Origin of the sequence: Haloarcula sp. JP-Z28, assembly GCF_011440255.1 — an archaeon.
GTDB classification, from domain to species: domain Archaea; phylum Halobacteriota; class Halobacteria; order Halobacteriales; family Haloarculaceae; genus Haloarcula; species Haloarcula marismortui.
Window position 1 is genome coordinate 31,228 of the sequence record NZ_JAAOHT010000015.1, and the last position, 12,014, is coordinate 43,241.

Annotated in this window: 16 protein-coding genes; 6 read left to right on the top strand and 10 right to left on the bottom strand. The window is 62.0% G+C overall.

Features of this window, described 5'->3' with window-relative positions:
* The first annotated feature begins 50 nt into the window (after positions 1–50).
* The gene (locus G9463_RS08405; protein ID WP_004958888.1) at positions 51–497 is read left to right on the top strand and encodes a hypothetical protein; all 447 of its coding nucleotides are present in this window, start codon (positions 51–53) and stop codon (positions 495–497) included.
* On the opposite strand, the gene G9463_RS08410 is transcribed toward G9463_RS08405, so the two are convergent.
* The 3 genes from G9463_RS08410 to G9463_RS08420 form a co-directional block, all read right to left on the bottom strand.
* Complete coding sequence (locus tag G9463_RS08410) at positions 494–1,225, bottom strand: protein-L-isoaspartate O-methyltransferase (RefSeq protein ID WP_004958889.1); 732 nt, start codon at positions 1,223–1,225, stop codon at positions 494–496. The two genes, G9463_RS08405 and G9463_RS08410, sit on opposite strands and share 4 nt — an antisense overlap.
* A 61-nt stretch (positions 1,226–1,286) precedes the next feature.
* Positions 1,287–1,910 carry a protein-L-isoaspartate(D-aspartate) O-methyltransferase gene (locus G9463_RS08415; RefSeq protein WP_004958894.1) on the bottom strand — a complete coding sequence of 208 codons (624 nt, stop codon included), beginning with the start codon at positions 1,908–1,910 and terminating at the stop codon, positions 1,287–1,289.
* A 1-nt stretch (position 1,911) separates the two neighbouring features.
* A complete protein-coding gene (locus tag G9463_RS08420; protein ID WP_121302388.1) occupies positions 1,912–2,565 on the bottom strand; it encodes an HVO_0476 family zinc finger protein in 654 nt (217 codons plus the stop codon).
* Between the two features lie 110 nt (positions 2,566–2,675).
* Here G9463_RS08420 and G9463_RS08425 point away from each other — a divergent pair, with 110 nt between their 5' ends.
* Positions 2,676–3,089 carry a DUF1648 domain-containing protein gene (locus G9463_RS08425; RefSeq protein WP_165896459.1) on the top strand — a complete coding sequence of 138 codons (414 nt, stop codon included), beginning with the start codon at positions 2,676–2,678 and terminating at the stop codon, positions 3,087–3,089.
* A 187-nt stretch (positions 3,090–3,276) separates the two neighbouring features.
* Here G9463_RS08425 and G9463_RS08430 read toward each other — a convergent pair whose 3' ends face one another.
* A complete protein-coding gene (locus G9463_RS08430) occupies positions 3,277–4,230 on the bottom strand; it encodes an aminopeptidase (RefSeq protein WP_004958906.1) in 954 nt (317 codons plus the stop codon).
* A gap of 192 nt (positions 4,231–4,422) precedes the next feature.
* Here G9463_RS08430 and G9463_RS08435 point away from each other — a divergent pair, with 192 nt between their 5' ends.
* The gene (locus tag G9463_RS08435; protein WP_004958907.1) at positions 4,423–5,487 is read left to right on the top strand and encodes a type II glyceraldehyde-3-phosphate dehydrogenase; all 1,065 of its coding nucleotides are present in this window, start codon (positions 4,423–4,425) and stop codon (positions 5,485–5,487) included.
* A 3-nt stretch (positions 5,488–5,490) separates the two neighbouring features.
* Here G9463_RS08435 and G9463_RS08440 read toward each other — a convergent pair whose 3' ends face one another.
* The gene (locus tag G9463_RS08440) at positions 5,491–5,982 is read right to left on the bottom strand and encodes a metallophosphoesterase (protein ID WP_004958911.1); all 492 of its coding nucleotides are present in this window, start codon (positions 5,980–5,982) and stop codon (positions 5,491–5,493) included.
* A gap of 112 nt (positions 5,983–6,094) precedes the next feature.
* Between G9463_RS08440 and G9463_RS08445 the strand changes: the two genes are divergently transcribed.
* Positions 6,095–6,349, top strand: coding sequence for a hypothetical protein (locus G9463_RS08445; RefSeq protein ID WP_004958914.1), 255 nt, complete (start codon positions 6,095–6,097; stop codon positions 6,347–6,349).
* Here G9463_RS08445 and G9463_RS08450 read toward each other — a convergent pair.
* Positions 6,346–7,020 (bottom strand): RNA ligase partner protein, encoded by a 675-nt coding sequence (locus G9463_RS08450; protein ID WP_004958916.1) that lies wholly within the window; start codon positions 7,018–7,020, stop codon positions 6,346–6,348. The two genes, G9463_RS08445 and G9463_RS08450, sit on opposite strands and share 4 nt — an antisense overlap.
* Before the next feature lie 96 nt (positions 7,021–7,116).
* On the opposite strand from G9463_RS08450, the gene G9463_RS08455 reads away from it, so the two are divergent.
* The gene (locus G9463_RS08455; RefSeq protein ID WP_165896460.1) at positions 7,117–8,229 is read left to right on the top strand and encodes an RNA ligase; all 1,113 of its coding nucleotides are present in this window, start codon (positions 7,117–7,119) and stop codon (positions 8,227–8,229) included.
* A 14-nt stretch (positions 8,230–8,243) separates the two neighbouring features.
* Here the strand turns inward: G9463_RS08455 and G9463_RS08460 are convergent, their stop codons facing one another.
* The 3 genes from G9463_RS08460 to G9463_RS08470 all read right to left on the bottom strand — a co-directional run bounded on the left by G9463_RS08460 (position 8,244) and on the right by G9463_RS08470 (position 10,845).
* Positions 8,244–10,085, bottom strand: coding sequence for a UvrD-helicase domain-containing protein (locus tag G9463_RS08460; RefSeq protein WP_004958922.1), 1,842 nt, complete (start codon positions 10,083–10,085; stop codon positions 8,244–8,246).
* 81 nt (positions 10,086–10,166) lie between these two features.
* Positions 10,167–10,466, bottom strand: coding sequence for a hypothetical protein (locus tag G9463_RS08465; protein ID WP_004958925.1), 300 nt, complete (start codon positions 10,464–10,466; stop codon positions 10,167–10,169).
* Positions 10,467–10,494: 28 nt separating this feature from the next.
* A complete protein-coding gene (locus G9463_RS08470; protein WP_004958928.1) occupies positions 10,495–10,845 on the bottom strand; it encodes a helix-turn-helix domain-containing protein in 351 nt (116 codons plus the stop codon).
* A 132-nt stretch (positions 10,846–10,977) separates the two neighbouring features.
* Between G9463_RS08470 and G9463_RS08475 the strand changes: the two genes are divergently transcribed.
* A complete protein-coding gene (locus tag G9463_RS08475) occupies positions 10,978–11,475 on the top strand; it encodes a PadR family transcriptional regulator (protein WP_165896461.1) in 498 nt (165 codons plus the stop codon).
* Between the two features lie 277 nt (positions 11,476–11,752).
* On the opposite strand, the gene G9463_RS08480 is transcribed toward G9463_RS08475, so the two are convergent.
* A complete protein-coding gene (locus tag G9463_RS08480) occupies positions 11,753–11,932 on the bottom strand; it encodes an HVO_0416 family zinc finger protein (protein ID WP_004515335.1) in 180 nt (59 codons plus the stop codon).
* Between the last annotated feature and the right edge of the window lie 82 nt (positions 11,933–12,014).

The following is a 12,014-nucleotide window of genomic DNA, read 5'->3' on the forward strand; positions in this document are numbered from 1 at the left end:
TTGAACGTTCGTCCGAGGGTTCAAATACGAGTTCGGAGCCACGCCTGTCCATGTCAGATTCGCTGTGGCGCGACGAACGTGCCATCGAGGGGCTACCGATTCGTCTCGTTATCGCGCTGGTGGTCGGTGTCGCCTGCCTCTCCGTGATGATGAGCACCATCTCCGGAATCGAGACGCTGCAGGTAACCGAGGTCGATGTGGAACCCCACCCGGAGGTGACGAATCCGGGGACGCAGGACGTAGTTGTCACCGTCGTCGACTCAAAAGGGTCGCCCGTGTCCGGTGCAACAGTGGTCGCCAAAAGTGGGACAGCAACGCTCTCGTCGGTCACGACCGGTGAGACCGGTAGTGCGGGGAACGTGACCCTCTCACTGTCGCCGTCGCTTGGGCCGAACCAACAGGACGGCACCGTCACTTTCGAAGTGAAACCACCGGCAGGGAGTAACTACGAAGACGCTCGCTCGAACACCGACCTGCTCGTCGTCGAGTCGCCCTAGCCGTCCCAGTCAATCCATTCCTGCTCCCAGCCGGCGCGGGACTGGGCGGCCCGGCGGGCACGCTCGCGGTCTTCACGGTGAGTCCGGTTGCGCTCGACGGTATCAGCCTGTTCGCCCTCGACGAGCATCGGCTGGAACGCGACAGTGCCGTGTCGCTTGACCGAGCCGTCGGCCTCCACGACGGCCAGTGACTGCTCGCCGGTGCCAAGCGGCATCACGAGGCGGCCGTCGTCGGTTAGTTGCTGGAGGAGCGCTCGGGGTGGGTCGATTGCGGCGGCTTCCAAGAGAATGCGGTCGTACGGTGCGTACTCCGGGAGTCCGTCAGCCCCGTCACGACGGTCCACGAGGACGGCGTCATAGCCTGCTTCTGCCAGATTCTGGCGCGCTTCGATGACGAGGCGGCGCGTGATATCTATCGCATGAACGTTCGCTGCGCCGACCTGTTCTGCCAGCACGGCGGCCGTGTAGCCGACGCCGGCACCGACCACGAGCACATCGTCGTCTTCCTCGGGTGACAGGGTTTCGAGCACCCGGCCGGCGGTGCTGGGCGAAAGAACGCGCGTGCCGAGGCGTTCAAACGGGCGGTCGGAGTAAGCCTGTTGCTCGCCGACGAACGCCTCTCTGGGGACGGCACGCATCGCTGTCGACAGCCACGCGCTCCGGACGACACCCTTACTCTCGTGTTGGAGGCTGTCGACCATGTCGTCCCGCAGTACCGCCGGATCCATATTAGTGTATTCGGCCGGAGCTATATCAATGGCGCGACAACGGCCGTGTCTGTCGAAAACCCTACTGCAACGGGACGAACCGGACGCTGCCGTGATCCTCTTTTTCGAGCGTGCCGCCAGCCTGTTTCTTCGCTCGGATGAGTCGCTGTTGGCCGTCGCCGATCGGAGCCAGCAGGACGCCACCATCGTGGGTCTGCTCGACGAGCGGGGCGGGGAAATCCGGCGCAGCACAGGTCAGATACGTCCGGTCGTAGGGCGCGTGTTCTGGCCACCCCTGCTTGCCGTCACCGGCTCGAACAGAAACGCTGCCGTAGCCGGTCGCTGCTAGTGTCTCGCGTGCCTCGTCTGCCAGCGTCGCGTGGTACTCCACGCTGAAGACGTTCTCTGGGCCGACCAGTTCAGCAGTCACCGCGGCGTGGTAGCCACAGCCCGTGCCGATCTCCAGTACCTGATCTCCGGGAGACAGGTCGAGTAACTCGGACATAATTGCGACCATGTGCGGCGCAGAAATCGTCTGGCCCGACCCGATCGGGAGCGGACGGTCGGCGTAGGCATCGTGTCGCTTGTCGTCCGGAACGAACTGATGGCGTGGAACCGACGCTATCGCCGCGAGAACATCCTCGTCGGCGACCCGTTCTCGCAGACGGTCGGACAGCCGCGACCGCTGCCGGTCCCAGTCGGCCATCCTACCAGGCCGACCACGCCGTGGTCGACTCGTCCCTGACGTACAGTCGGTTGATATCCTTCGCAATACCCATGTCGCCGTCGTGGTCCATGTTCTCGTGGTCGTAGCCGTGGGCGTCGTCGCGGACGTGAATCCCCTCGACGGTGAACTCCTCCTCGCCGAACTCCTCGGTTTGGCCGACGACGAACTCGTAGTCGCCGGGGACGTGGAGTTTGAAGCTCTCAGTCTCGTCGTGAGTCCCGTCTTTCGGGTGCATCGTAACGTTGACCGAGACGTTTCCGACGGCCCGCGACCAGATGGTCTCGACGTCCTCGGCAGCCGCCTCGTCCTCGCGGCCGTCCGCGGTCTCAAGGCTGGTAATGCGCGCAGTCACAACCGCTTCTTCGGTCTCCAGCAGGAATTCCTCGCCGACGGACAGTTCTTCTTCGGCCGGTACGTCAACCTCGGCGGTGAAGGAGTCCCCGTCCTGTGAGACGACGACACTACGCTGCAGTGTCTCTTCTTCCGGGAGCTGTTCCTTGTGAACGTGGTCACAGTCCGTGCAGCGAACCGTCACGTGGCCGCCCGGCTTCAGCACCTCGTGAACCGTTTCCAGGTCCGGCGAACAGGCCGGACACGGGAGGGCGATGCGGTCGCCCGGTGTAGCGTCTGTCATATACAGCCGTTGACTGTGCTCCCCTAAATGGTCGTCGCCACGGCGCTGCTCGTGGTTCTCACTCGCACAGTCACGCTGTCCTTCTTGTGCCGCCGGACCAAACGCCGAGTATGGCACGCCAACAGAGCCGTGCCGACATCGCAAGCGGTGTCATCATCGGCCTGACAACCATAGCTGGTCTCACAGTCTGGTCGCGCCTCCCCGCTGAAATCGCAATTCACTTCTCCGCGTCGGGCACGCCCGATACCTACGTTTCGAAGCCGGTCGGTGCCGTTCTCATGGCAGTTCTGATGCTTGCAACCCTCCTCGTCCTAAAGGGTGCGTTCCGCTACGACCCGCCAGACGCGCCGCAGGTGGCGGCCACTATCACCGTCGCAACGATGGCGTTCATGGGTGCGGTACACGGGCTTGTGCTTGCGTGGAACCTCGGCTACCCAGTGCCGTTCGACCTCGTCCTCATCGGGTCGCTCGTCTGGGCGGTTGTCATGGTCGCGTACGCGTTGAAGGCGGAATACGCAGACTGATAGCGGCGGTCGGCTGTCAGTCAGCGTCCGCTACTCACGGGTCTTTGCGTTACTTTGGAGTCCGTTCTCGTCGCGTAGCACGATACAACGCGAGGAAGTTCCACTTCCTCGCCTGCCTCGCGGTTCATTTCATTCACCGCTCGGCTCCGGGAGGTCTACGACCTCCCCACGTTCGCGGCGTTACCGCTCACTCCACCCGAGGAAGTTTCACTTCCTCTCCATCCGCATACACTGTCGGTTCCGTCAAAATCCCGTCGAGATGAATCGGCGCGTGCACGTCGCCGCCCATCGCGTGGTCGTCGCCGATAGCGATGTGGACCGTGCCACCGGCCTTTTCATCTAGAAGGACGGAACCGACGAGTTCGGTCACGGCGACGTTTGTGCCGATACCGAGCTCGGCGAGATTGTAGGCGTCTCGGCCAACCTCGTCAGCGGCGTCCTCGACCTGTGCGCGAATATCGGGGTCGTCGATGTCCGTGACGTACCCGTCCTCAACCTCGAAGGTGAGTTGCTTCCCGTCGAGTTTGCCGTGGGGGCGCATCGTCCCATCGACGACGAACGTTCCGTCGGCCGTTTCAGGGGCGAGGAACACCTCGCCGGCAGGGAGATTCGACATCTCGCCGGCCTCGTGGACAATGCCGGTGTCCATATGCCACTCACGGGAACCGATACCAAACGTGATGTCGGTCCCCTGGGGGGACGTGACCCGGATCTCCTCGGCGTCGTCGACCTGTGCCAGCACGTCCTCGCAGTGCTGTTCAATGAGGTGGTAGTCGGCGTCTAACCCCATGAGGAACACGCCCTCGCTGATGCCGGGCAGGGTCGCAACGCGAGCGCCGGCCTCGTTGGCGTCGGTCCGGGCCTCGGTGTGGCTCAGGCTCTTGGTCGTCGGCGCGAGCACGACATCGGCGGTTTCCATCGCGCCGGCGACCGGCGCAGGCGGTTCCGAACCGTGTTGCTCGCCCGGCGGGTAGCGCACAAAAACAGAGTCGTCGGTAATCTCTGCGGCGACGCGATACAGCGCCTCGCCGATCGCCTTCCGCTGGTCATCAGTGATGACGGCACATGACTCGTCGGACTGGAGGTTCAGGCACTGTTTGACGGCGGTTTCTGCGGGCGCGCGTAGCGACGAGTTGTCCATACAACTGATTGCGTACTCCGGCTGAATAACTCTTGATAGACTGCCGGCGTATGCCGGCGAAACACGCACCATCTCAGTGTTTTCTGGTAATTCGTGCTAAAAGATCACAATATCCAGAGGTACAACTATCTGAGTTAATTTCTCCATAAATTAATCACAAAGAATATACTCTCCCCGAAGAGATGGACGTGTATGCTCCACGTGGGCATCAACGGCTTCGGCACCATCGGGAAACGCGTCGCTGACGCGGTGCGTGTCCAGCCAGATATGACAGTTGCGGGCGTCGCAAAGCGCTCGCCGAACTTCGAGGCAACTATCGCGGACGACCGCGGCTATGATCTCTACGCCGCGGACGGCCGCGAACCGTTCGATGAAGCCGATCTCGGTACGGCCGGTACGGTCCATGACCTTATCGAGACGAGCGACGTGGTCGTCGACACCACGCCAAGTGGCGTCGGCGCGGCCAACGCGTCGCTATACGCCGAACATGACACGCCGGCCATCTTCCAGGGTGGAGAGGACGCCGATGTGGCAGACGTGAGCTTCAACGCTCGCGCCAACTACGAGAAGGCAGTCGGGGCTGATACGGCCCGCGTCGTGTCATGCAATACAACGGGCCTTTCACGCCTGCTCGCACCGCTTAGGGAATCATACGGCGTTGAAAAATCGCGTGTGACACTGGTACGGCGCGGTGCCGACCCGGGCCAGACCGGTCGTGGCCCGATCAACGACACACTCCCCGACCCCGTCGAAATCCCCTCCCACCACGGTCCCGACGTCCAGACAATTTTTCCCGACCTTGACATCGATACGATGGGCATGAAGGTCCCGACGACGCAGATGCACACCCACAGCGTCAACGTCACGCTGGAAAGCGAACCCACCACAGAGGAGGTCACGGCGCTGCTCGCCGACGAATCGCGGCTGTTCCTCATCCCGGAGACGCTCGGTATCGACGGCGCAGGGAAACTCAAAGAGTACACCCGTGACGCCGGTCGCCCGCGTGGTGACGTGTGGGAGAACTGTATCTGGGCCGAATCCATCACAGTTGAGGGGCGGGACCTCTATCTGTTCCAGGCGATTCACCAGGAAGCCGATGTCGTGCCGGAGAACATCGACGCCGTTCGCGCGCTCTCAGAGCGGACCGCAAGCGCTGAAAAGAGCATCCGCCGGACCGACGAAGCCCTCGGTGTCGGGCGCGGCCTCGTCGAACACGACGGGAGCCCGCAACGCGTCGACAGTCACGCCGACGACTGATTCTCACCCCAGTTCGTGGAATTTGACCTCGCCAGTCTCCGTCGAGAGCGTCGCGACCGAAAACGGCTCGGGCGCCGGCGGAATCGAAATGCCGCCGGGGTTGATTCGGACCGTACCCCCACGCTCCTCGGAACCGCGTTCGTGCGTGTGCCCGTGGAAAACGTAGTCGTAGCTTCCGCACTCGACCAGCGCGTCGACGATTTCCCCGCTGGTTCCGTGATAGACTGCGATTGTGTGCCCGTCGATTGTCAGCTCACCCATCTCGCCGAAGTACGTGCCAAACTCCTTGACAGTGGACTGGACCGCCCACTCGCCGTCGTTGTTGCCGCGCACAGCGTAAAACGACCAGTCGCCGTCGAACGGTGTCACGGAGAACGGCGCAACGAAGTCGCCGCAGTGGACGACGGTCTCACAGCCCGTGTCAGCGAACGTCTCAACTGCGGCTTCGACCTCCGACGCGTTGTCGTGCGTATCCGAGACGATGCCGATTTGCATACCAGCGAGGTTCAGCCGGCAGCGACTTGAACGTATGTCCCTCGGCGCTGGTGCGGACGCAAGTCGTCACGCAGGCGCGATGTTTTTGTTTAGTCACCGCCTACGGCAGCCGATGGCACGGGGACTCATCGGGACAATCGAGCTGATGGTTGCGGTCGTACTCGCTGCGCGGGTCACCCTCCTCGGCGTCGACAACCTCGCTCGCGGCCAAACAGCGATCGGTGCGGTCTTTCTCGGGTTAGCCGCCGCCTTACTGGTTATCGAGTGGGTCGCTCCCTCCCCGACAGATATCCCCGGCGCAATCGCTGGGCGGGCGCGCAGTGCGCTCCCCGGCGGAAACCCACCGGACAGTGGCGACGACGACTAACTCTCGTCGCGCCAGCGGTCCGGATCGTCGGCGGCGAGATACTCCCTGAGCAGCGGCGGGAAGTTCCGGCCCTTGAGATACCGCAGTCCGAAGTCCTCTGCCCAGTTGATGATGCCCTGGTCCTCCGTGACGACGCCGGCGTCCAGTTCCTGTGCGAGAATCAGGAGGTCGAAGTCCTCGCGGGAGTCGAGCACGCCCTGTCGGAGCGTGTCCCGGTACTCGTCGCGCAGGTCTGAGATGACTTTGTCCACTTCGGTCATGTGGTCGTGTTCCTCGACCGTTTCGGCCCGCGACTCCTCGGCCTTCCGGACGGCCTTCTCCGAGACGCGCAGCCCACGGTCGACCCGCTCAGACATCTCGTCGATGAACTCGTAGACGAGATCCGCCGGAATCCGCACCTCGTGGTGAGCCGGTGACTTCGTGATGACCCATGTGTCGAGTTTCGTCAGCACCTCGTCGCTGATGGCCCGGTCTTCGAGCATTGTCGTCAGTTCCGCCTGTATCGACGGTGGCATGTAACAGGAGATGTTGTGGACCAGTTTCGCCTCCGAGATGAGATCGAGCAGGTCCAGACAGGCCGCCTCCAGGTCCTCGTCGCCGCTCCTGATTTCGGGGGTGAGAAACAGCGACGTGTCGAGGACGAACCGTTGTTTGAGCGGGCGGTCGACCATACTAGCGCTACGATAGCCGGCCACTAATGCTCTCTGACAGGTACGGTAGTAACGCTCGACAGCAGTATTTTAGTGTCATGTCAACAAGAAACACGTATGTCGAGAGGCTGGGGGTCGCTGTTCGATATCGACACCGACCCCGAGGACCTGCTGGAACACTTCGATACCGAGTGGTTTCGTGGACAGCGGTATCGACATCTCAGCGACGAGCGTCACGGTGTCGAGCGCGGGACGGCGCTCGTCGGCGACGTGATCGTTCGCGGCTATCCGTCGATGCCGCGTGCGCTCGTCCTCGAACCGGCGATCCGAGAGACGTTCGACGGCCCCGTCGCCATCGAGGAGAAACTCAACGGCTACAACGTCAGAGTTGCACGGATCGACGGCGACCTCCTGGCGTTCACCCGGAGCGGGTTCGTCTGCCCCTACACCACGCGGAAGGTCGAAGCGTTGCTGGACGCCGAGGCGTTTTTCGATGACCACCCGGAGCAGATGTTGTGTGGCGAACTCGTCGGGCCGGAGAATCCCTACACAGACCACGATTACAGCGAGGTCGATGAGGTCGGGTTCTACGTGTTCGGGATCCGCCATCGCGAGACCGGGACACCGATGGGTGTGGAACGGCGACTCGACCGGTGTACGACCTACGGCCTCGACAGCGTCGGCCACTACGGGACGTTCACGCCGACGGCGGCCGTCGACGCTGCCCGCGAACGGATCGACGACCTGAACGCCCGTGGCCGGGAAGGCGTGGTCCTGAAATCGGCCGACGGGGAGACGGCGCTGAAGTACACAACGAGCACTATCCACCGGGCCGACCTCGAACACGCGTTCGAACTGCCCTTCGACTACAGGCGGGACTTCGTTTTCACGCGCGTCATACGGGAAGCTTTTCAGGCGGTCGAACGCGGCGAGTCGCCGGCAGCAGTCCGCGAGCGGGCACGAGAACTCGGCGAGGCCATCCTCGAGCCTGCAGTCGAGACGGTACGGGCGGTTGACGCGGGCGACCCGGTCGGCGAAACGCACACAGTTCGCGGCGACCCGAGAACCATCGACGACCTGTTGTCGTACTTCCACGACCAGGGGCTGGAACTCCACGTCGAGCACGACGAAACCGACGGTGACCAGCGGGTGGTCACATTTACAAAGATCGCACAGTCAACGCGTGACAAGACGAGGTACTACCTGGAGGGTGGAACAATCGACGAGTAAGGAAATCGGCCGCGTCAGTCAGCCGCGAGGGTCTCGCTGGCGTCGTCAAGCAGTTGCTCGATAGAGCGGTCACTTGGCTCGTTCTCCAGCAACACGTCGATGGGTAGCGTCGGCGCGCCGTCGACGAGATTCTCAAGCAGGACAAGCCGTTCGCGGGCGCGGGACATCCCAACGTAAAACACGCGCCGTTCGTTGTCGGTCAGCGTCGGGATGGGGCTGGTGTGTTTCGTGAATTCTTCCATGCCGGGCACCTCGATACCCTGCTGGTCGACAGTCGCGGCCATCTGTTCGACGACCTTCTCCGTGAGGTCGGTCGCGACAAACACGTGGTCGGCCTCACGACCTTTCGCGGAGTGGATAGTCCCCACACGAACACGGTCGGCGTCCATTCCGGTGTAGTCGCCGGTGAAGTACGCGTCGACGGTCCGCTCCTGGAAGTTGGTCACTTTCCGGAGCATGTCGCCTGCCGAGGCCGAATCGGGGAGGAACGGGACGTGCTCCTGAACCACGTCGGGTTCGATTTCGATATCGGCGATGTCTTCGTCCTCGTGGGACTCGTCGATCTCTTCGAGCGCGTCAAAGAGGTCGTCGCGCTCGCCCGTCCCGAAGGCGGAGTCAACGAGCATATCAGCGAGCCGGCGCGCTTCGAGCACCGTGAGCGGTTCGTCAGCTTCGACGGCTTCGAGCCCGTTGACGTACTGGGTGAGGCGGTCAGTCCACATCCGCTGGTCAGTGAGACAGGAGAAGGGGATCCCGTTGTCGATGAACTCGTCGATGAACTGGAACATCTGGTAGCGAGCGCGGAACAGCACCATCACCGTCTCGTCGGACTGCTCAATGGTCCGCGTGACATTCCGTGAGAGGTCAAACATCGAGGGGTTCTGGACCGCCTCGACGCGGCCGCCCTCCTTGCGCGGATTGAGGTCTTTCTCCTGACGCTTCTCGATGTGGCGGACTTCGCGGTTGACGACGTTCAGAATGCGCGAGGGGAGCCGATAGGAGTTCGGAAGGACCTCGTCCTGGGTAACGACTTCCTCAAGCAGGAGGTCGGGGTCAGCGCCCTGCCAGGCGTAGACGACCTGGTCGTCGTCGCCGGCAATGAGCACCCGCTCCATGTGGGGTTTCCACTCGTCGTACACGTCGTACTGCAACGTCGTGATGTCCTGAAACTCGTCGATGATGAGATAGTCGACGTTGGGGAGCAGCGAGCGCTGGGCGACCCGTTCGAGCATATCTGCGAAGCCGGTCAGGTCGTTCTCGCCTTTGTAGGTGCGCCAGCCGCGGATGACGCTTGGCACGTCAACACGGTCGTCGTCGGTTGGCCAGGTCGGCGTGTACTTGTTCCCGGTCTGGGCGTTGTCGTCGATCTCGGGTGGGAGTCGGACCTCCTCGTCGTCCCACTTGAACGGGACATCGTACCAGTCGGCGACGTCACGGCGGGTCCGCTGGAGCCACTGACTCGTTGCGATGATCTTGTTCCCGAGGGTCGTCGAGCGGGCCGACCGACGCCGGGACCCTTCGTATTCGTCCTCGTACTCGATGCCAAACTCCTCGCAGAAGGCTTCCTTGTCGTCTTCGCCAACGACATCGCCACGAGAGAGGTTCAGCAGTTCGTACGCCTTCGCGTGCATCGTACAGACGTTCCCGCGAAGGGCACGAGGGGACAGCCCGAGTCGGTCCGCGAGCCGTTCACGGATCTCGGCGGCCGCCGCACGCGTATACGAGACAACAAGTACGTCACGGAAATCGACGTCGTCGTCTTCCAGCAGTTCGTCGACGCGGTCGAGCAGCGCCGTCGTCTTCCCGCTACCGGGCCCACCGAACAGGCGGACAACCTCGGTGGTCGAATCAGTCATTGAACATGTAGTGGGACCGCGGCCAAATAAACAACGTGCTTTAGGAGGACGGCAAGTGACAGACGATCCCAAGCAGATTTCTCACCGGTACAGCGACACGTACAACATCGCGAACCCGATGATAAACGGGATCGTCTCCGACATCTGGAAGAACACGCGAACGATGGCACCGGTCTCACCGGCGCTCAGTTGTGTGATAACGCTGGAGATAGCGACGCCCATACTGATGAACGCAAAACCGACAAACGCGTACTGGAGGCGTTCTGACGGGCGTTTCCGGTAGGCCTGAAAGCTAATCAGGGTGATACCGAGTGTCAGCCCGAACACCACCATCCGCATCAGGATGAGCACACTACGTGCGATAGCCACGCCAGTCGTCATGCGGTCACCCGTTCACTGGTCGGCACACTCATTCCGGGTTCAGCTCGTCCCAGAGCTGACTGAACCGGTCCGGGAGGTTCTCCTCCCGATAGATGCGTACTTTGTACTCCTCGTCTTCGAGCGAGATGACTGTCGACTCGAAGTTGGACTCGTACACCTTGTAGTGGTTTCCGTCCTCGGCGACGAGCGTCCGGTCGGTGATGAGGTCGTACTCGTCGAGCAGTTCGATACGTCGATACACCGTCGGCAATGAGAGGTCACACTCCTCTGCGAGTTCCTTTGCCGACTGCGGTTCTCGACTGATTGCGGCAAGTACACGGCGCGCGTGCTGGTCGCCGATCGTATCGAGAATCTCCTCGATGCTCTGTTCCTCAGCCACTACACCAAGATTCGCGTCATATTATATAAGCGTTTTCGAGCACTGTGGTGGTTTCACGTTCAGAAAACACTGCCCCGTTTATATGACGATAGCCCCTGTAGCTTCCACTGCGGATTGCGTTCAGGTGAGACGATGTCCGGAGACAACCTCCGTCGCGTGACGACGGGCAAGATGCAGGGCCGAAACGCCGATGAGCGAGTGACCCCTCTCGGCGATACAGAGCGCCCGGAATCGCATGACCCACCCAGTTGTGACGCCATCACGGAGTCGCTGTTGGACCCGGTCATTGACGACGTCGTCGACGGCGAGACCGCGGTCGATGACGGCCTGGTCACACAGAGTCTGGAAGAGATCCTACTGGCGATGATCGCAGTCGCCGATGGTGGCACCCACGGGACCGGACTGATGGAGGAACTGGAAGCCCAGTTCGGTGCCGAACTGAGCCCGGGGACAGTGTACCCCCGGCTGCACGAGTTAGAAGCGGATGGCACGCTCCAGATGCACGAACTCGTCCAGACGAAACAGTACGGAATCGCGGACGATGCGGCTGCAAAAGAGCAGATTGCGACGTCCGCATACCAACATCTCGCGCTCGGGCTGTTCCTCCATGCGTCGCTCGATGCGCTGTAACCACCACAAACCGGTTATCTCGCCGACACACGACCCCCCAATCGTCGGCTACGAACCGGTCGGCCCGCTGGCACACGACCCCCCAACCGCCGGCTGGCCACGCAAAGACTCCCCACTTCCTTTCTGCGCACTGTAACGCAGTTCCGACTGTCTATACCGTTGCTGTCCCGACAAGCGACGGCGTGAGGCACAGCTCGGCAGAGAGCGAACTGCCGGTTCTGCAGGTCGGTACTGTCGCTCTCGGATGAAAGGTGGAAGACCGAAAAGCGGAGTATCCTTACCGTACCGGTGTCCAGCCACACACCGAGCACTGTGCCGCTGTCGACTCGTGAAGACCGCCGCAATCAGGGCACTGCTTCTTGTTATAGCTCTCTTCCCAACCACTCTGGTCCACGTCGTGGCCACGCTGGGAGAGGAACTCGTCGAACATATCGTCACTACTCGGTGCGGACGCCATACATGATATGGTATAGCACATCAGTATATAGGTTTAATGGTATTGTGAAACATTGCCATAATTAGCGGCGCGCCACGTGCGA